Source organism: Ideonella sp. FW305-24 (assembly GCF_058788035.1).
Genome location: NZ_JBYTAI010000003.1, coordinates 431,723 through 449,390 on the forward strand (window position 1 = coordinate 431,723; position 17,668 = coordinate 449,390).

Here is a 17,668-nt window from a genome sequence, read left to right on the forward strand (position 1 = left end):
GCAAAGCGCCGCCAAATTCAGTTTGGAACGCTGGCCGAATGACTACCGCTTCTGGGGAGTGTTTATTTCCGCCAACCGGATCTTCAGCGTCGTGTTGGGACATCGACTCCTTGGCGACGACGGCCGAGCTGGGCGGCAGCGCCGCTCTCTGCGGCCAACGGAAATCAAATCCTCAAGGCAGCTAAGACGTGAGACTGCGACAAATGCTGACATGCAGCCTGGCTAGGATGCGCAAGCAAACTGGCGCCTGCCGCCCACCCGCTCATGACTTTTTCGTTCCTGCAACTCCCGCTCAAGCTCCTCGAAATCGCTTTCGCAGTGGCACTCATGCTGCTGTTTCTCGCCGTGCTGGTGCCTAACCTCGTTGGCGGCCCGAACCCCAATGAAGATCGTCTGGCCGTGCTTCTGTGGACCCTAGTCGCGGCAACGCCGACGTTTGCTGTCGCTTCTGGAAGTCTACGTAGTCGGCTTTTGCCAAGGCTAGTGGGCTGGGCAACCCTTCTCTTTCTCGTCGTGGCAGCCCTACACAAGTGACCTCCATCCACGGCCGGTCAGCCGACGCAGTCGCGGCCGCAAAGGTCTGCGAATTCCATGCGAATTGACAGTCCATCCGGGGCCACAAGGCGCGTTTCACACCTCCGGCGACCAAGCAAAGAAAAAGCCCTAGAGCGTTGATTCTCTAGGGCTTTTTTGCCTTTTTCGGTTCGCTGTGAACCGGTGTGAATGGTGGAGCCGGGGGGAATTGAACCCCCGTCCGTCAGCCATCGCCAGGAAGATCTACATGCTTAGCTGTCTGATTTGGATCTCGCCGACCGGATCGCGCAGCAGCACGCTATCCAGCCAACCAGCCACTTGATCTCGCATCCCGGCCCATGGCCAACCGGGACACCAGCCTATGTGATTAACCTCTCAGTCCTTGCCTTGCGGCTTGGACCCGGCCCATAGGCCAACCGTTGAGAGGCTCAACCGCAATTAAGCGGCGAGTGCGAACGTAGAGTCGTTTGCAGTTACTTTGTTTCCAGTGGTTTTACGAGCGAACTGGTGCTCGGCATGCCCTGTCCCAACTCAGTACCAACGTCGAAACCAGGTCGGCCCCAAGAGGCCTAGTTTAAGCCAGATCCAGCCAGTTCAAGAGCTGATCGGGGCTTTCGACGACAAGATCGGCACCCCAGTCCTCGATGCGCCCGCCCACGCCGAGGTAGCCCCAGCGAACGGCCACGGTGCGCATGCCGGCGGCCTGGCCGGCTTGGACGTCGCGCAGGTCGTCGCCCACGTAGACGCAGTCATGTGGTGCCACGCCCAGGCGGCGCGCAGCTTCCAGCAGTGGCGCCGGGTGGGGCTTGGCCTGAGGCATGGTGTCGCCGCAGACCAGCGTGCCGGCCCGCGTGTGCAAGGCCAGGCCCCGCACCACCGGCTCGGCAAAACGGGCCGCCTTGTTGGTGACAATGCCCCAGGGCAGGCTGGCGCCATCCAGCGCCGCCAGCAGCGGCTGCGCCTCGGCAAATACTGTGGTGTCTTGCAGCAGGGCCTCGGCATAGCGAGCCAGAAAGGCATCGCGCAAGGCCTCGAAGCGAGTGTCTGCCGGTGTGATACCAAAGGCCACGCCGATCATGCCGCGGGCACCGCTGCCCACCATGGGCCGCAGCTGCGCGTAAGGCAGCGGCGGCAAGTCATGCTTGCCGCGCAGCCAGTTCGCGGCGTTGGCCAGGTCGGGCGCGCTGTCGATCAAGGTGCCATCAAGGTCGAACAGGACGGCCGCCGGCCGGTTTTGTGAACCCGGGTTCATGCCGGCTTGCGGCAAGCCATCAGATAGTTCACGTCGGTGCGCGCGGACAACCAGTAGCGCTGCGTGAAAGGGTTGTATTCCATGCCCTTGAACGCCGAGACCTCCAGGCCGGCTTCACGCGCGAAGGCCGAAAGCTCGCTGGGCTTGAGGAAGCGCGCGTATTCGTGCGTGCCCTTGGGCAGCAGTTTGAGCACGTGCTCGGCACCGACGATGGCAAACAGAAAAGACTTCAGGTTGCGGTTCAGGGTGGAGAAGAACACCCGGCCACCGGGCTTGACCAGCGTGGCACAGGCGCGCACCACGGACGCCGGATCGGGCACATGCTCCAGCATCTCCATGCAGGTCACGATGTCGAAGCTGGCCGGCCGCTCTTCGGCCAGGACCTCGACCGCGACCTCGCGATAGCTGAGGTTCTCGACGCCGGCTTCCAGCGCGTGCAACTGAGCCACTTTCAGCGGCTTGACCGACAGGTCGATGCCCAGCACCGTGGCCTGGCGGCGCGCCATCGATTCAGCCAGGATGCCACCGCCGCAGCCCACGTCCAGCACCTCGGCGGCAGGCAGCTTCGCCAGGCCGGCGATCCAGTCCAGCCGCAAGGGATTGATCTGGTGCAAAGGCCGGAATTCACCTACAGCGTCCCACCAGCGGTGGGCCAGTTCGCCGAATTTGCTCAGTTCTTGGGGATCTGCATTCACCATGGCTCGAATGGTACGGCGAGAAATGAAAAAACCCCGCCGGGGCGGGGTTTCGATGTGATCGGAAAACCGATTACTTGGCGCGGGTACCAACCACTTCGATTTCCACGCGGCGATTCTTCGCGCGGCCTTCGGCGGTCTTGTTGTCGGCCACAGGTTGCTTCTCGCCCTTGCCTTCGGTGTACACGCGGTTCTTTTCGATGCCCTTGCTGACCAGGTATTCCTTGACAGCTTCCGAGCGGCGAACCGACAGCTTCTGGTTGTACGCGTCAGAACCAACGCTGTCGGTGTGGCCGACGGCGATGATGACTTCCAGGTTCATACCAGCGGTCTTGCTGACCAGGTCATCCAACTTCGCCTTGGCTTCGGGCTTCAGGACAGACTTGTCGAAGTCGAAGAAGGCGTCAGCAGCGTAGGTCACCTTCTCGCTCACGGGAGCGACAGGCACCGGCTTCGGCGGAACCGGCGGGGCCACAGGCGCCGGAGCGACGGCCGGAGGCGGAGCGACCGGCTTCACCTCAGGCTTCAGCGCGCCATCGCATTCAGGGGCCGCGGTAGCAGGCGTCCAGAAGTTGTCACGCCAGCACAGTTCGTTGGTGCCGTTCTTCCAAACGGTGCCATCGGAAGCGCGCCAGTTATCGACGGTCTGGGCAAAAGCGCTCGACATCGGCGCGGCAAGTGCGGCAGCTGCGAACAGCATCGCCACCTTGTTCAGTTTCTTCATGATTCTCCTCTCAAGGAAAGCCGCAGGTTGCCTGCGATACGTCCAAATCGGAAGCGAAATACCCAGCAAATGCTAGTTTTCCCTAGCATTCACCAGCGACAACTGATTGTGCCATAGGGCTTCCGCTGGCTCGTATTCTCTGGGCGCGGCCGACCAATCACGCCGAACTTGTTGTTCATGAGCCACAAGCCCGGCAGCTTAGAATGGACGCTTCGCCCGCGCGCACTGCGTCAAGGCTGGCCGCACCCTGTCGCTTCATGACCCAATTCGCCAAAGAAACCCTGCCCATCAGCCTCGAAGAGGAAATGCGGCGCTCCTACCTCGACTACGCGATGAGCGTGATCGTGGGGCGCGCATTGCCCGATGCGCGCGACGGCCTGAAGCCGGTGCACCGCCGCGTGCTGTTCGCGATGCACGAGCTGAACAATGACTGGAACCGGGCTTACAAGAAGTCCGCCCGCATCGTCGGCGACGTGATCGGTAAGTACCATCCGCACGGTGACACGGCTGTGTACGACACCATCGTGCGCATGGCGCAGGATTTTTCGCTGCGCCACATGCTGGTGGACGGCCAGGGCAACTTCGGCTCGGTCGACGGCGACAACGCTGCGGCCATGCGGTACACCGAAATCCGCCTGTCGAAGATCGCCCACGAGATGCTGGCCGACCTCGACAAGGAAACCGTCGATTTCGGCCCGAACTACGACGGCTCCGAGAGGGAACCGCTGGTGCTGCCGACCCGGCTGCCCAACCTGCTGGTCAATGGCGCGACCGGCATTGCCGTCGGCATGGCAACCAACATTCCGCCGCACAACCTCAACGAGGTGGTGGACGCCTGCCTGCACCTGCTGAAGGTGCCGGACGCGACGCTGGAACAGCTGATGGAGATCATTCCGGCGCCGGACTTCCCGACCGCCGGGATCATCTACGGCATCAACGGCGTGCGCGAAGGCTACCGAACCGGCCGCGGCCGGGTGGTGATGCGCGCCAAGGTGCATTTCGAGGACATCGACAAGGGCGCGCGCCAGTCCATCATCGTGGACGAGCTGCCGTACCAGGTCAACAAAAAGACGCTGCTGGAGCGCATTGCCGAGCTGGTGCACGAGAAGAAGATCGAAGGCATCAGCCACCTGCAGGACGAGTCGGACAAGTCCGGCATGCGGGTGGTGATCGAGCTCAAGCGCGGTGAAGTGCCCGAGGTGGTGCTGAACAACCTGTACAAGCAGACGCAGCTGCAGGACACCTTCGGCATCAACATGGTGGCCCTGATCGACGGCCAGCCCAAGCTCTGCAACCTGAAGCAGCTGCTGGACATCTTCCTGGAGCACCGCCGCGAGGTCGTGACCCGCCGCACGGTGTACGAGCTGCGCAAGGCGCGCGAGCGCGGCCACGTGCTGGAAGGCTTGGCCGTGGCGCTGGCCAACATTGACGACTTCATCGAGATCATCAAGAACTCGCCGACGCCGCCGGTCGCCCGCGCCGGCCTGATGGCCAAGAGCTGGGACTCATCTCTGGTCCGCGAGATGCTGACCCGTGCCGAGCAGGACGCGCCGGGTGGCCGCGAGTCCTTCCGCCCAGAAGGCCTGCCGGCCCACTTCGGCATGCAGCCCGATGGCCTGTACCGACTTTCCGAAGATCAGGCAGGCGAAATCCTGCAGATGCGACTGCAGCGCCTGACCGGCCTGGAGCAGGACAAGATCATCGGCGAGTACAAGGAAGTCATGTCGGTGATTGCCGACCTGCTGGACATCCTCGCCAAGCCCGAACGCGTGACCTTCATCATCGGTGAAGAGCTGACCGCCGTGCGCCAGGAATTCGGCCAGACCAAGATCGGCGCGCGCCGCTCGGTGGTCGAGCACAACGTGCAGGAACTCGGCACCGAGGACCTGATCACGCCGACCGACATGGTCGTGACGCTCAGCCACACCGGTTACTTCAAGAGCCAGCCGCTGGCCGAGTACCGCGCCCAGAAGCGCGGCGGCCGCGGCAAGCAGGCGACCGCGACCAAGGAAGACGACTGGGTCGACCAGCTCTTCATTGCCAACACGCACGACTGGATCCTGTGCTTCTCCGACCGCGGCCGCGTCTACTGGCTGAAGGTCTGGGAAGTGCCGCAGGGCGGGCGCGCCAGCCGCGGCAAGCCCATCGTCAACATGTTCCCGCTGCAGCCTGGCGAGAAGGTGACCGTGGTGCTGCCGCTGACCGGTGACAACCGCGCCTTCCCGGCCGACCATTTCATCTTCATGTGCACCGCACGCGGCACCGTGAAGAAGACGGCACTGGACGAATTCAGCAACCCGCGCAAGGCCGGCATCATTGCCGTGGACCTGGACGAGGGCGACTACCTGATCGGCGCCGCGCTGACCGATGGCAAGCACGACGTGATGTTGTTCTCCGACGGCGGCAAGGCCGTGCGCTTCGACGAGGACGACGTCCGCCCGCTGGGCCGCCAGGCCCGTGGCGTGCGCGGCATGATGCTGGAAGACACGCAGACCGTGATCGCGATGCTGGTCGCAGAAGACGAGACGCAAAGCGTGCTGACCGCCACCCAAAACGGCTACGGCAAGCGCACCAGCATCGTCGAGTACACCCGCCACGGCCGTGGCACCAAGGGCATGATCGCCATCCAGCAAAGCGAGCGCAACGGCAAGGTCGTCGCTGCCACGCTGGTGCGCCCGAACGACGAGATCATGCTGATCACCGACAAGGGCGTGCTGGTGCGCACCCGGGTTTCGGAGATCCGCGAACTGGGCCGCGCCACGCAAGGCGTGACCCTGATTGCGCTGGACGACGGCTCCCAACTTTCCGGCCTGCAACGCATCGTCGAAAACGATGCGGCAGACGCCATCGAACCTGAAACCGACGCCGACACCGGCCCAGAGGACACCAACGGATGATGATGAACCATCGCACGCGGCTTGCCGCGCTCGTGCTGGCAGGCTTTGCCCTGACCGGCGCCGCCCAGGCCCAAAGCTCGCAAGCCAAGAAGGACCTGATCGCGCGCGTCATCCAGCTGCAGCAACCGTCGATCGAGCAGATCGGCCAGAACATCGCGGGCCAGACGGCCCAGCAGGTGCTGCAGGTTGCCGGCCAGGCGGTCAGCCAACTTCCAGCAGACAAGCAGGAAGCCGTCGGCAAGTCGGTGCAAGCCGACATCAAGCAGTTCTATGACGAACTGGCCCCGCTGCTGCGCGACCGGGCAACCAAGCTGGCGCCAACCGCAATGGGCTCGCTGCTGGACGAGAAGATGAGCGAGGACGAGCTCAAGCAGTTGGTCGCGTGGCTCGAATCACCGGCCGCAAAGAAGTTCAACGAGGTCGGCCCGCAGATGCTGAACAACCTGCAGGAGAAGCTGGTGGCTGACACCAAGCCGACGGTGGAGCCCAAGCTGCGCGCGCTGGAAGATTCGTTGCGCAAGAAGCTGGGCATCAACGGCGCAGCGGCACCCGCGCCTGCGGCATCCGGTGCGGCCAAGCCGGCTGCCAAGGCGCCAGTCAAGAAGTAAGTTGCACGCTCCTGCTGGCAGCGCCCCGAGGCTGCCAGCCCTCTCCGTTTCCCTGCCGACCCGCCCGCCATGACAGCGCGTACCCGCCCCTTCAACTTCTCGGCCGGCCCGGCCATGCTGCCTGAAGAGGTGCTGCGCGAAGCCGCAGCCGAGATGCTGGACTGGCATGGCTCCGGCATGGGCGTGATGGAGATGAGCCACCGCGGCAAGGAGTTCATCGAGATCTACGAGACTGCAGAGCGCAACCTGCGCGCGCTGCTGGCGGTGCCACCCGAGTTCCGCATCCTGTTCATGCAGGGCGGCGGACTGGGTGAAAACGCCATCGTGCCGATGAACCTGTCGCGCGGCGGTCTGGTGGACGTTATCGTCACCGGCGCGTGGAGCAAGAAGTCGCTCGGAGAGGCCGGCCGCTACGCCAATGCCTGCGCGGCTGCCAGCAACGAAGCCAGCGGTTTCACCACCCTGCCGGCGCCGGCCAGCTGGGAACTGCGCGAAGGCGCGAGCTACCTGCACCTGTGCTCGAACGAGACCATCCACGGCGTCGAGTTCCAGACGCTGCCCGACCTCGCCGCGCTGGGCAGCAGTGCGCCGCTGGTGGTCGACTGCTCTTCGCACATCCTGTCGCGCAGCATCGACTGGTCCCGCGTGGGCCTGGCCTTTGCCGGCGCGCAGAAGAACATCGGCCCGGCCGGGCTCACCATCGTCTTCGTGCGCGAAGACCTGCTGGGCCACGCGCTGCCGATCTGCCCAACGGCCTTCGACTACACCGTCGTCGCCGAACATGGCTCGATGTTCAACACGCCGCCGACCTACGGCATCTACATCGCTGGCCTGGTCTTCCAGCACGTGCTGCGCCAGGGCGGCGTGGCCGAAATGGAGCGGCGCGCGATCGAACGCTCGCAGCTGCTGTATCGCTACCTCGATGACAACGGCGGCTTCTACCGCAACCCGGTGGCGGCCGACGCACGTTCCCGCATGAACGTGCCGTTTTTCCTGGCCGATGCTTCGCACAACGAAGCCTTCCTGGCCGGCGCTCGCGAAGCAGGCCTGCTGCAGCTGAAAGGACACAAGTCCGTCGGCGGCATGCGGGCCTCCCTCTACAACGCCATGCCACTCGCCGGCGTGCAAACGCTGGTCGAGTACATGAAGGATTTTGTGCGCCGCCATGGCTGACCCGACCTCCGGCACTCCCGCCGCCAACCCTGCCGCCACCCCGGCCACGATCGCGCCGGAACTGCTGGCGCTGCGCGAGCAGATCGACTCGCTGGACCAGGACCTGCTGGCCCTGCTGAACCGCCGCGCCGGCCTGGCGCTGGCCGTTGGCGAGCTGAAAAAGAAGGAAGGCTCGGTGGTCTTCCGCCCCGAGCGCGAAGCCCAGGTCATCGACGGCCTGAAGGCCTCGAACCCGGGCCCGCTGAAGCTCGACAGCGTGGCGCCCATCTGGCGCGAGATCATGTCGGCCTGCCGTGCGCTGGAAACGCCCACCCGCGTGGCCTACCTGGGCCCGGCCGGCACCTTCAGCGAAGAGGCTGCGCTCGGCTATTTCGGCTCGTCCATCGTGCGCGTGCCCTGCACCAGCATCGACGACGTGTTCCGCACCACCGCGGCTGGCGCCGCCGACTTCGGCGTCGTGCCGGTCGAGAACTCGACCGAAGGCGTGGTCGCCCGTTCGCTGGACATCTTCCTGACCACGCCGCTGTTCATCATCGGCGAGACCAGCCTGTTCGTGCGCCACAACCTGCTGCGCAAGGAAAACTCGCTCGAAGGCATCGAGGTGGTGGCCGCGCATCCGCAGGCGCTGGCGCAGTGCCACGGCTGGCTCTCCAGCCACCTGCCCAACGTCGAACGCCAGCCCATGGCCAGCAATGCCGAGGCCGCGCGCCAGGCCGCCCTGAACCCCAAGCTGGCCGCCATCGCCAGCGTGCGCGCCGGCAGCGAATACGGCCTGCACCTGGTCTCGCCCGCGATCCAGGACGACACCCACAACCGCACCCGCTTCGCGATCGTCACCGACCCGCATCGCCACCCTGCCCCCAAGGCCTCGGGGCACGACTGCACCAGCCTGGTCGTCTCGGTGGTCAACCGCCCCGGCGCGATGTACGACATCCTGAAGCCACTGAAGGCGCACGATGTGTCGATGACGCGCTTCGAGTCTCGCCCAGCGCGCTCGGGCCAGTGGGAGTACTACTTCTACATCGACCTGCAAGGCCACCCGGACGAGCCGCATGTGCACACCGCCATGCAGGAACTCCGCCAGGCCTGCGCCTATTTCAAGGTGCTGGGCACCTACCCGCTGGACGTGCACTGAGCAACCCCCACACGATGTTCAAACAATTGGGATTGATCGGCTGCGGCCTGATGGGCGGCTCGTTTGCGCTGGCCATGAAACAGGCCGGCCTGGTCGAGCGCGTGATCGGCTACAGCAAGTCACCCTCCACGACCGAACGCGCCAAGCAGCTCGGCGTGATCGACCAGTCGGCGGAAAGCGCGTTGCTGGCCGTCTCTGGTGCCGACATCGTGCTGATCGCCGTGCCAGTGGCCGCCACCGATGCCACCTTCCGCGCCATCCGCCACCTGGTCTCGCCGGACGTGCTGTTCATGGACGTGGGCAGCACCAAGCGCGACGTGGTGGACGCCGCGCGGCGCTCGCTGAAGGAGCGCGCGGTGGCCTTCGTGCCGGCGCACCCCGTCGCCGGCAAGGAACTCTCAGGCGTGCAGCATGCCGATGCGCAGCTGTACCGCGACCGGCAGGTCATCCTCACGCCGTTGCCGCAGACGCTGCCGACGCTGGTGGAAAAGGCCCGCGCCGTCTGGACCGGCATTGGTGCGCACGTGCGGCTGATGACGCCCGAGGCGCATGACGCCGCGTTTGCCGCGGTCAGCCACCTGCCACATTTGCTGGCCTTCGCGTATTTCACCGGCATCCTGCAGCAGCCAGAGAGCGAGGACTTCCTCGCACTGGCCGGCCCGGGCTTCCGCGACTTCACCCGCATCGCCGCCAGCGATCCCGCCGTCTGGCGCGACATCCTGATCGCCAACCGCGAGGAAGTGCTGCGCCAGTCCGAGTACTTCCGAGGCGCACTCGGCGTGTTGGAGCAGACCTTGCGCGACTGCCAGGGCGAGTCCCTTGAAGCGCTGGTGCAAGGCATTTCCGAAGCACGCGCCCAATGGCGCCTGGGCGCACCGCGCCGTTCCTGATTCCCGCATGTACTCGACCGCTTTCCTCGACCTGCCGCCACTGGTGAATGCCGCCGGCACGGTGCGCCTGCCCGGCTCCAAGAGCATTTCCAACCGCGTGCTGCTGCTGGCCGGCCTGGCCGAAGGCACGACCGACGTGCGCGACCTGCTGGATTCCGACGACACCCGCGTGATGCTGGCCGCGCTGGAAGCGCTGGGTTGCACGCTGCAGCGCAACCGCGCCTCGCTGCTGGTCACCGGAATCGGCGGCCAACTGCGCACCCGCGAAGCCAAGCTGTTCCTCGGCAACGCCGGCACTGCGATGCGCCCGCTGACCGCCGCGCTGGCGGTGCTGGCCGCCACGCAAGGCGGCGCATTTGAACTCTCGGGCGTGCCACGCATGCACGAGCGGCCCATCGGCGACCTGGTCGACGCACTGCGCCAGCTCGGCTGCCCGGTCGCCGACCTGGCTCAACCCGGCTTCCCGCCGCTGCGCGTGGGTGATGGCGCCACGCACATGCTGCAGACCGGCGCGCCGATCCGCGTACGCGGCGATGTGTCCAGCCAATTCCTGACCGCGCTGCTGCTCGCGCTGCCACTGGTCACGACTGACGGCCCCGTCACCATCGAAGTCGACGGCGAGCTGATCAGCAAGCCCTACATCGACATCACGCTGCGCCTGCTGGCGCGCTTTGGCATTGATGTGCAGCGCGATGGCTACCAGCGTTTCGTGCTGCCGCAAGGCTCGGCCTACCGCACGCCCGGCCGCATCCACGTCGAAGGCGATGCTTCGTCAGCCTCGTATTTCGTCGCACTGGGCGCCATCGCTGCGACAGACAAGCCGGTGCGCATCGAAGGCGTGGGCCTGGACTCGATCCAGGGCGACATCCGCTTCATCGACGCCGCGCAAGCGATGGGCGCGCAGGTCAATGGCGGCGATGGCTGGCTGGAAGTCAAGCGTGGCGCCTGGCCGCTGAAAGGCATCACGCTGAACTGCAACCACATCCCCGACGCGGCGATGACGCTGGCGGTGATGGCGCTGTATGCCGACGGCCCGACCCGGCTGACCGACATCGCCAGCTGGCGCGTGAAGGAAACCGACCGCATCGCGGCCATGGCCACCGAGCTGCGCAAGCTGGGCGCCACGGTCGAGGAAGGCGCGGACTTCATCGAGGCGCAACCGCTGCCGGCCGGTGCCTGGCGCGCCGCCAGCATTCACACCTACGACGACCATCGCATGGCGATGTGCCTGTCGCTGGCCGCGCTGAATCCGCTCGCAGGCGCTGGACAACCGGTGCCTGTGCGCATCGAAGACCCGCGCTGCGTCGCCAAGACCTTCCCGGACTACTTCGAGGCCTTGTTCGACCTGGTGCAGCCACTGGCCGGCAGCGTGCCGGTGCTGACGGTTGACGGGCCGACCGCCTCCGGCAAGGGCACGCTGGCCAGCGAGCTCGCCGCCAAGCTGGGCTACCACCTGCTGGACTCCGGTGCGCTGTACCGCGCGACCGCGCTGGCCGCGCAGGACGCCGGCATCTCGCTGGAAGATGAAGCCTCGCTGGCAATGATGGCAGCCCAACTGGACCTGCGTTTCGACGGTCACCGCGTGCTGCTGGGCGGGCGCGACATCACCGACCCGCTGCGCCTGGAATCCACCGGCGGCATGGCCTCGCGGGTCTCGGTCCACCCCGCCGTGCGCCAGGCCTTGTTCCAGCTGCAGCTGAGCTTCCGCCGCCTGCCCGGGCTGGTGGCCGATGGGCGCGACATGGGCACCGTGGTTTTTCCCAGCGCCGAGCTGAAGGTTTTCCTGACGGCCAGCGTCGAGCAACGCGCCAGCCGCCGGCTCAAGCAATTGCTGGGAAAAGGCGTAGCTGCTACACTCGACGGTCTATTGGCCGACTTGCGGGCCCGTGACGAGCGCGACATGTTGCGCAGCGTTGCACCCTGCAAACCGGCCGAAGATGCGGTCTTGCTGGACAACTCCGCCTTGTCGATCGATGCGTCGGTCGAACAGGTGTTGGGCTGGTGGCAGGCCCGCAGGCCGTTCTGAACCGCTGACTCAGCGACGGCCGGGCCCACCGCCCCTGCCTGCTGGCGCGCCCGCGCCACCCCGGGGACGGTGAACTCATCAACTCAACCCCGCGGCCTAGCAAACCGCCAAACCGGCCGCGTTCGCAGCCGGTACAGGAAATTCCAATGCCCAAGACTCAAGAAGTCTCCTTCGACGAAGGCTCTTTCGCAGCCCTGTTTGAAGAATCGCTGAAGAGCGCAGACATGCGCGTCGGCGAAGTCATCTCGGCTGAAGTCGTTCGCATCGAACACAGCCACGTGGTGGTCAACGCCGGCCTGAAGTCCGAAGCGTACGTGCCCATCGACGAATTCAAGAACGACCAGGGCGAAGTTGAAGTCCAGGTCGGCGACTTCGTGTCGGTGGCCATCGACGCCGTCGAAAACGGCTACGGCGACACCATCCTGTCGCGCGACAAGGCCAAGCGCCTGGCTTCCTGGCTGAGCCTGGAAACCGCGCTGGAGTCCGGCGACTTCGTCACCGGCACCGTCTCCGGCAAGGTCAAGGGCGGCCTGACCGTCCTGGTCAACGGCATCCGCGCCTTCCTGCCCGGTTCGCTGCTCGATACGCGCCCTGTCAAGGACATGTCGCCGTTCGAAGGCAAGACCATGGAGTTCAAGGTCATCAAGCTGGACCGCAAGCGCAACAACGTCGTGTTGTCGCGCCGCGCTGTGGTCGAAGCTTCGATGGGCGAAGAACGCGCCAAGCTGCTGGAAACCCTGCACGAAGGCGCCATCGTCAACGGCGTGGTCAAGAACATCACCGAATACGGTGCCTTCGTGGACCTGGGCGGCATCGATGGCCTGCTGCACATCACCGACATGGCCTGGCGCCGTGTCCGTCACCCGAGCGAAGTGGTGACGGTGGGTCAGGAACTGACCGCCAAGGTCCTGAAGTTCGACGCCGAGAAGAACCGCGTCTCGCTGGGCATCAAGCAGCTGGGCGATGACCCGTGGATGGGTGTTGCCCGCCGCTACCCGACGGGCACCCGACTGTTCGGCAAGGTCACCAACATCGCCGACTACGGCGCGTTCGTCGAGATCGAACCGGGCATCGAAGGCCTGGTGCACGTCTCCGAAATGGACTGGACCAACAAGAACGTCGCCCCGTCCAAGGTCGTGACCCTGGGCGAAGAAGTCGAAGTCATGGTCCTGGAGATCGACGAAGACAAGCGTCGCATCTCGCTGGGCATGAAGCAGTGCAAGGCCAACCCGTGGGAAGAGTTCTCTTCCTCGGTCAAGCGCGGCGACAAGGTCAAGGGCCCCATCAAGTCGATCACCGACTTCGGCGTCTTCGTCGGCCTGGCGGCTGGCATCGACGGCCTGGTGCACCTGTCCGACCTGTCGTGGCACGAAACCGGCGAAACGGCTGTGCGCAACTACAAGAAGGGCCAGGAAGTCGAAGCCCTGGTGCTGGGCATCGACGTCGAGCGCGAGCGCATCTCGCTGGGCATCAAGCAACTGGACGGCGACCCCTTCGCGACCTTCACCTCGGTCAATGACCGTGGCCAGGTGGTCGACGGCGTGGTCAAGACCGTGGACCCGCGCGGCGCTGAAGTTCAGCTGGCCGACGACGTCATGGGCTACCTGCGCGCTTCCGAAATCAGCCGTGACCGCGTCGAAGACGCACGCAACGTGCTGAAGGAAGGCGATCAAGTCTCGGTGATGATCGTCAACGTGGACCGCAAGACCCGCAACATCCAGCTGTCGATCAAGGCCAAGGACCAGGTCGACCAGCAGGAAGCCATGCAGCGTCTGTCGCAATCCAACGAGCGCGAAAACGCCGGCACCACCAGCCTGGGCGCCCTGCTGCGCGCCAAGCTGGACAACAGCTCGGGCAACTGATCCTGACTGCCGTGGCCCGCTTCCACGATTCGTTCGAGCAGCGGGCCGAGCGCCGGGCCGCTCCCAAGCCGGCCCGCGTCCCCTCGGGGGACCAGCCGGCGTACCCGCAGGCTGAGGGGCTCCAATGACCAGATCCGACCTCGTTGCCAAGCTCGCGGAGCGATTCGCGCAACTGACGCAGCGAGACACCGAGTTCGCGGTCAAGACCATGCTCGATGCGATGTCCGACGCCCTCGCGCGCGGCCACCGCATCGAGATCCGGGGCTTCGGCAGCTTCTCGATCAATCGCCGCCCGCCGCGGGTGGGGCGCAACCCCCGCTCCGGCGAGAAGGTGACGATTCCCGAGAAGCTGGTGCCACACTTCAAGCCTGGCAAGGCACTGCGCGAAGGCGTGGATGCCCAGTTGCCTGTCGAAGAAGACGTCGCAAGCGCCAGCGCCGGCAGTCAAGCCGCTTGAACGCCACTTCGGCGTCCGTTGCACAAGGGCCCTTCGGGGCCCTTTTTCATTGCGGCGCGCCCCGTAGAATCGGCCCCATCGCGGAGCACCGATGCACATCTTCGTCTGGCTCTTCCGGGCCTTCATCTTCTTCTCGCTGTTCGCCTTTGCGCTGAACAACCAGCAACCCGCTGCGGTGAACTGGTTCTTCGGCCATGCGTGGACCGCGCCCATGGTCATCATCGTGCTGTGCGCCTTTGCCGGCGGCACGGCCTTTGGCGTGCTGGCCATGGCACCCAGCTGGTGGCGCCAGCGTCGCCGTGTACGCCAGCAGCTGGCCACCGGTACGGCTCAGCAGCCTGGCACCACCTCCTCTTCGTCTCCCTCAGAGACCCCGGCGACGCCGCCTTTGCCCGACGTGGTTTGAACAACTAGCCGATGGACTTTGACCTGCAGTGGCTCCTGGTGGGCCTGCCCGTGGCGTTTGCCCTCGGCTGGCTGGGCTCCCGGTTGGACCTGCGCCAGGTGCGGCGCGAGCACCGTGAATCACCCAAGGCCTACTTCAAGGGCCTGAACCTGCTGCTCAACGAGCAACAGGACAAGGCCATCGACGCCTTCATCGAAGCCGTCCAGAACGACCCCGACACCACCGAGCTGCACTTCGCGCTGGGCAACCTGTTCCGCCGCCGCGGCGAGTTCGAGCGCGCGGTGCGGGTGCACCAGCACCTGCTGGGCCGCTCCGACCTCGGCGCCACCGAGCGCGACCGCGCCCAGCACGCACTGGCACAGGACTTCATGAAGGCCGGCCTGTTCGACCGTGCCGAGCAGTGCTACAAGGCCCTGGAAGGCACGCCCTTCGACACAGAAGCCCGCCTGGCGCTGCTGAACCTCTATGAGCGCTCGCGCGACTGGCGCGCCGCGGCCGACACCGCCGCCGCGCTGGAGCGCAGCGGCATCGGCTCCTTCGGCACCCGCATCGCGCACCACTGGTGCGAGCTGGCGCAGGAAGCCGATGCGCGCGGCCAGGGTGAGGAAGCTGCCTCCGCGCTGCAGCACGCCCGTGCCGCAGCGCCGCAGGCCGCCCGGCCGCTGATGCTGGCCGGCCAGCGCGAAGTGCGCGCCGGCCGCCCGGCCGCGGCTCTGGAGCTGTGGGGCGAGATGCGGCTGCGCGACCCTGCCAGCTTCCACCTGGTGGCCGCCGACTACGCACAAGCCGCGCTGGCAGCGGGCAAGACCGATGCGGCCCGCGTCGTGTTGACCGAAGCCTACGAGCAGAACCCGGACCTGGCCTTGCTGCGGGCCGTGGCCACGCTGGACGGCAGCACCGTCGCGCAGTCGCCGCGCCTGCTGCACCAGCTGCAGGTCAAGCCGACGCTGAGCGCCGCACAGGCCTTGCTGGCCCGCGCTGACGGCCACTGGAGCGCCGAAGAGACCGAGGCCCTGCGGGCGGCCGTGGACAAGGCTGCCAAGCCGCTGCAGCGCTACCGCTGCGCCGCCTGCGGCTTCGAGGCCCAGCGCTACTTCTGGCAATGCCCTGGCTGCCTGGGCTGGGACAGCTTCCCGCCACACCACGTGGAAGAGCTTTGATGACGACCGGCGCCGCGCGCGACGACCCGCGGGTTGTGCTCTGCATGAAGTGGGGCAGCAAGTACGGCCCTGAGTACGTCAACCGGCTCTATGCGATGGTGCGCCGCCACCTGCGCGGCGACTTCCGCTTCGTCTGCCTGACGGACGATGGCCGCGGCGTGCGCAGCGAAGTCGAATGCCTGCCCATCCCGAAGCTGGAGCTGCCGCCTGGCATTCCCGAGCGCGGCTGGACCAAGCTGACCACTTTCGAGGCGGACCTGCACGGCCTCGCCGGCACCGCGCTGTTCCTGGACCTGGACGTGGTGATCGTGGCCGACATCACACCCTTCTTCGAGCAGCCGGGCGAGTTCCTGATCATCCACGACTGGAAGCGCCCCTGGCGCATCACAGGCAACTCCTCGGTCTACCGCTTCCGGCTCGGTGCGCATGCCGACGTGCTGGCCGAGTTCCTGCGCGACCAGGCCGACATCCGCGCCCGGTTGCGCAACGAGCAGGCTTTCCTGTCCGAGGTCATGCACCGCCAGGGCAAGCTGGCCTACTGGCCGGCCGAGTGGTGCTGCAGCTTCAAGTACCACAGCATCCCGAAGTTCCCGCTGAACTACCTGCGTGCACCGCAAGTGCCGGCCGGCGCCCGCATCGTCGTGTTCCACGGCGTGATGAACCCGCCGGACGCGCTGGTGGGCCGCAGCAACGGCAACTGGCGCCACGCCAAGCCGGCCGGCTGGATTGCGGCGCACTGGCACGAATGAGCGACCAGGGCATCGCTCAGGCGCCACGGCCTGGCGTGCCCAGCACTTGGGCCTGGTGGCCACACACCACCAAGCCCGGCAACGCAGGATTTCGCCTGCGCTGCGCGCAGATCATCGAGCAGCTGCAGCAGCGCGGTGCCTCGGCTGTCCTCTACCAACCCGGCTCGGATCAGCCGCCGCCCTCGGTGCTGGTCCTCTCGAAACGCTACGACAGCGCCAGCCTGGCCCATGCGCTCGCGCTGCGCGATGCACACGGCACGCGGCTGGTGCTGGACCTGTGCGACAACCACCTGCATGCGGAACCTGACGCGCCGCGCTGGCAGGCTCGCCGCGAGCAGTTGCTGGCTGCGCTGGCGGCGGTGGACCAGGTCATCGTCTCCAGCGACGCGCTGGCCGAAGTGGTTCAGGCCGAGGCACGCATCCGCCAACAGATGGCCGTGATCGGCGATGCGGCCGAGCCGCCCCACAAGCCCGCGCCGCTCGCCCGCTGGCGGCATCCGCTGGACGAATGGCAGTTGCTGCGCCTGCAGCATTGGCTCGCCGGGCAGCCGGGCGGCAAGCTGGTCTGGTTCGGCCAGCACGGGGTGCCATACGCCAGCGGCGGCATGGCGGACCTGGCCAAGCTCAGGCCAGTGCTGGAGCGCCTGCATGCCGCGCTGCCGCTGAGCCTCACGGTCATCAGCAACCACCGCCCCAAGTTCAACACGCTCACCCAGGGCTGGCGCGTGCCGGTGCACTACCTGCCCTGGCAGCCTCACACGGTGTCCAGGGCGCTTGCCATGCACGACGTGGCAGTGATCCCCATCACGCCCAACCCGTTCACCTTCTGCAAGACGAACAACCGCGTGGCCACCGCGCTGCTGCACGGCCTGGCCGTGGTGGCGGACAGCATCCCGAGCTACCGCGAATTTGCCGACTGCTGCTGCCTGGACGACTGGGGCGCCGGCTTCGAGCGCCTGCTGCGCGAACCGGCGTGGCGCCAGTCCCAGGTGGCCCGCGGTGTGGACTTGATCCAGTCACGCTGGCAACTGCCGCAGGTGGTGGACCAATGGCAGCAAGTGCTCACCCGGCTCGCGTCAAAGTAACGAACGCCGCGCGGC

Annotated in this window: 16 protein-coding genes and 1 other RNA gene; 13 read left to right on the top strand and 4 right to left on the bottom strand. The window is 66.2% G+C overall.

Going from position 1 to position 17,668, the window contains the following annotated elements; translation table 11 throughout:
• The first annotated feature begins 264 nt into the window (after positions 1 to 264).
• The gene (locus tag AC3WR5_RS10915) at positions 265 to 534 is read left to right on the top strand and encodes a hypothetical protein (RefSeq protein WP_492484286.1); all 270 of its coding nucleotides are present in this window, start codon (positions 265 to 267) and stop codon (positions 532 to 534) included.
• Positions 535 to 724: 190 nt separating this feature from the next.
• Here AC3WR5_RS10915 and ssrA read toward each other — a convergent pair.
• From ssrA to ompA, 4 genes are all read right to left on the bottom strand, one after another.
• Positions 725 to 1,096: a transfer-messenger RNA gene (gene ssrA, locus AC3WR5_RS10920) on the bottom strand.
• 12 nt (positions 1,097 to 1,108) lie between these two features.
• Complete coding sequence (gph, locus tag AC3WR5_RS10925) at positions 1,109 to 1,786, bottom strand: phosphoglycolate phosphatase (protein WP_492484288.1); 678 nt, start codon at positions 1,784 to 1,786, stop codon at positions 1,109 to 1,111.
• Positions 1,783 to 2,484, bottom strand: a complete 702-nt coding sequence (gene ubiG / locus AC3WR5_RS10930; protein WP_492484290.1) for a bifunctional 2-polyprenyl-6-hydroxyphenol methylase/3-demethylubiquinol 3-O-methyltransferase UbiG — start codon at positions 2,482 to 2,484, stop codon at positions 1,783 to 1,785. Before ubiG ends, gph begins: the two co-directional genes overlap by 4 nt.
• 70 nt (positions 2,485 to 2,554) lie before the next feature.
• Complete coding sequence (gene ompA / locus AC3WR5_RS10935; RefSeq protein ID WP_141285418.1) at positions 2,555 to 3,205, bottom strand: outer membrane protein OmpA; 651 nt, start codon at positions 3,203 to 3,205, stop codon at positions 2,555 to 2,557.
• Between the two features lie 257 nt (positions 3,206 to 3,462).
• On the opposite strand from ompA, the gene gyrA reads away from it, so the two are divergent.
• From gyrA to AC3WR5_RS10995, 12 genes are all read left to right on the top strand, one after another.
• A complete protein-coding gene (gene gyrA, locus AC3WR5_RS10940; protein ID WP_492484292.1) occupies positions 3,463 to 6,102 on the top strand; it encodes a DNA gyrase subunit A in 2,640 nt (879 codons plus the stop codon).
• Between the two features lie 2 nt (positions 6,103 to 6,104).
• Positions 6,105 to 6,710: a DUF2059 domain-containing protein gene (locus tag AC3WR5_RS10945; RefSeq protein ID WP_492484294.1), complete on the top strand. Its 606-nt coding sequence runs from the start codon at positions 6,105 to 6,107 to the stop codon at positions 6,708 to 6,710.
• Positions 6,711 to 6,779: 69 nt separating this feature from the next.
• A complete protein-coding gene (gene serC, locus AC3WR5_RS10950) occupies positions 6,780 to 7,883 on the top strand; it encodes a 3-phosphoserine/phosphohydroxythreonine transaminase (protein ID WP_492484296.1) in 1,104 nt (367 codons plus the stop codon).
• Positions 7,876 to 9,018: a prephenate dehydratase gene (gene pheA / locus AC3WR5_RS10955; RefSeq protein ID WP_141285410.1), complete on the top strand. Its 1,143-nt coding sequence runs from the start codon at positions 7,876 to 7,878 to the stop codon at positions 9,016 to 9,018. The genes serC and pheA overlap by 8 nt, the downstream gene beginning before the upstream one ends.
• Positions 9,019 to 9,032: 14 nt before the next feature.
• On the top strand, positions 9,033 to 9,908 hold the full coding sequence (locus AC3WR5_RS10960) for a prephenate dehydrogenase (protein WP_141285408.1): 876 nt from the start codon (positions 9,033 to 9,035) through the stop codon (positions 9,906 to 9,908).
• Between the two features lie 7 nt (positions 9,909 to 9,915).
• Entirely contained in the window at positions 9,916 to 11,934 is a 2,019-nt protein-coding gene (locus tag AC3WR5_RS10965; RefSeq protein ID WP_492484299.1) for a bifunctional 3-phosphoshikimate 1-carboxyvinyltransferase/cytidylate kinase, read from the top strand.
• A gap of 146 nt (positions 11,935 to 12,080) precedes the next feature.
• Positions 12,081 to 13,796, top strand: coding sequence for a 30S ribosomal protein S1 (gene rpsA, locus AC3WR5_RS10970; protein ID WP_141285404.1), 1,716 nt, complete (start codon positions 12,081 to 12,083; stop codon positions 13,794 to 13,796).
• 124 nt (positions 13,797 to 13,920) lie between these two features.
• The gene (locus AC3WR5_RS10975) at positions 13,921 to 14,253 is read left to right on the top strand and encodes an integration host factor subunit beta (protein WP_141285402.1); all 333 of its coding nucleotides are present in this window, start codon (positions 13,921 to 13,923) and stop codon (positions 14,251 to 14,253) included.
• A gap of 91 nt (positions 14,254 to 14,344) precedes the next feature.
• Positions 14,345 to 14,659: a LapA family protein gene (locus AC3WR5_RS10980; RefSeq protein WP_141285400.1), complete on the top strand. Its 315-nt coding sequence runs from the start codon at positions 14,345 to 14,347 to the stop codon at positions 14,657 to 14,659.
• A gap of 11 nt (positions 14,660 to 14,670) precedes the next feature.
• Entirely contained in the window at positions 14,671 to 15,819 is a 1,149-nt protein-coding gene (gene lapB, locus AC3WR5_RS10985) for a lipopolysaccharide assembly protein LapB (protein ID WP_231011362.1), read from the top strand.
• Entirely contained in the window at positions 15,819 to 16,568 is a 750-nt protein-coding gene (locus tag AC3WR5_RS10990) for a glycosyltransferase (protein WP_492484302.1), read from the top strand. The genes lapB and AC3WR5_RS10990 overlap by 1 nt, the downstream gene beginning before the upstream one ends.
• On the top strand, positions 16,565 to 17,653 hold the full coding sequence (locus AC3WR5_RS10995; protein WP_492484304.1) for a glycosyltransferase: 1,089 nt from the start codon (positions 16,565 to 16,567) through the stop codon (positions 17,651 to 17,653). The genes AC3WR5_RS10990 and AC3WR5_RS10995 overlap by 4 nt, the downstream gene beginning before the upstream one ends.
• The last annotated feature ends 15 nt before the right edge of the window (positions 17,654 to 17,668 follow it).

Bases quoted from the DNA above. Each gene is read 5' to 3' on its own strand.
- AC3WR5_RS10915 (WP_492484286.1), top strand. From the start codon at position 265: ATGACTTTTTCGTTCCTGCAACTCCCGCTCAAGCTCCTCGAAATCGCT.
- AC3WR5_RS10975 (WP_141285402.1), top strand. From the start codon at position 13,921: ATGACCAGATCCGACCTCGTTGCCAAGCTCGCGGAGCGATTCGCGCAA.
- AC3WR5_RS10995 (WP_492484304.1), top strand. From the start codon at position 16,565: ATGAGCGACCAGGGCATCGCTCAGGCGCCACGGCCTGGCGTGCCCAGC.
- AC3WR5_RS10945 (WP_492484294.1), top strand. From the start codon at position 6,105: ATGAACCATCGCACGCGGCTTGCCGCGCTCGTGCTGGCAGGCTTTGCC.
- gph (WP_492484288.1), bottom strand. From the start codon at position 1,786: ATGAACCCGGGTTCACAAAACCGGCCGGCGGCCGTCCTGTTCGACCTT.
- ompA (WP_141285418.1), bottom strand. From the start codon at position 3,205: ATGAAGAAACTGAACAAGGTGGCGATGCTGTTCGCAGCTGCCGCACTT.
- serC (WP_492484296.1), top strand. From the start codon at position 6,780: ATGACAGCGCGTACCCGCCCCTTCAACTTCTCGGCCGGCCCGGCCATG.
- rpsA (WP_141285404.1), top strand. From the start codon at position 12,081: ATGCCCAAGACTCAAGAAGTCTCCTTCGACGAAGGCTCTTTCGCAGCC.
- pheA (WP_141285410.1), top strand. From the start codon at position 7,876: ATGGCTGACCCGACCTCCGGCACTCCCGCCGCCAACCCTGCCGCCACC.
- gyrA (WP_492484292.1), top strand. From the start codon at position 3,463: ATGACCCAATTCGCCAAAGAAACCCTGCCCATCAGCCTCGAAGAGGAA.
- AC3WR5_RS10960 (WP_141285408.1), top strand. From the start codon at position 9,033: ATGTTCAAACAATTGGGATTGATCGGCTGCGGCCTGATGGGCGGCTCG.
- lapB (WP_231011362.1), top strand. From the start codon at position 14,671: ATGGACTTTGACCTGCAGTGGCTCCTGGTGGGCCTGCCCGTGGCGTTT.
- ubiG (WP_492484290.1), bottom strand. From the start codon at position 2,484: ATGGTGAATGCAGATCCCCAAGAACTGAGCAAATTCGGCGAACTGGCC.
- AC3WR5_RS10990 (WP_492484302.1), top strand. From the start codon at position 15,819: ATGACGACCGGCGCCGCGCGCGACGACCCGCGGGTTGTGCTCTGCATG.
- AC3WR5_RS10965 (WP_492484299.1), top strand. From the start codon at position 9,916: ATGTACTCGACCGCTTTCCTCGACCTGCCGCCACTGGTGAATGCCGCC.
- AC3WR5_RS10980 (WP_141285400.1), top strand. From the start codon at position 14,345: ATGCACATCTTCGTCTGGCTCTTCCGGGCCTTCATCTTCTTCTCGCTG.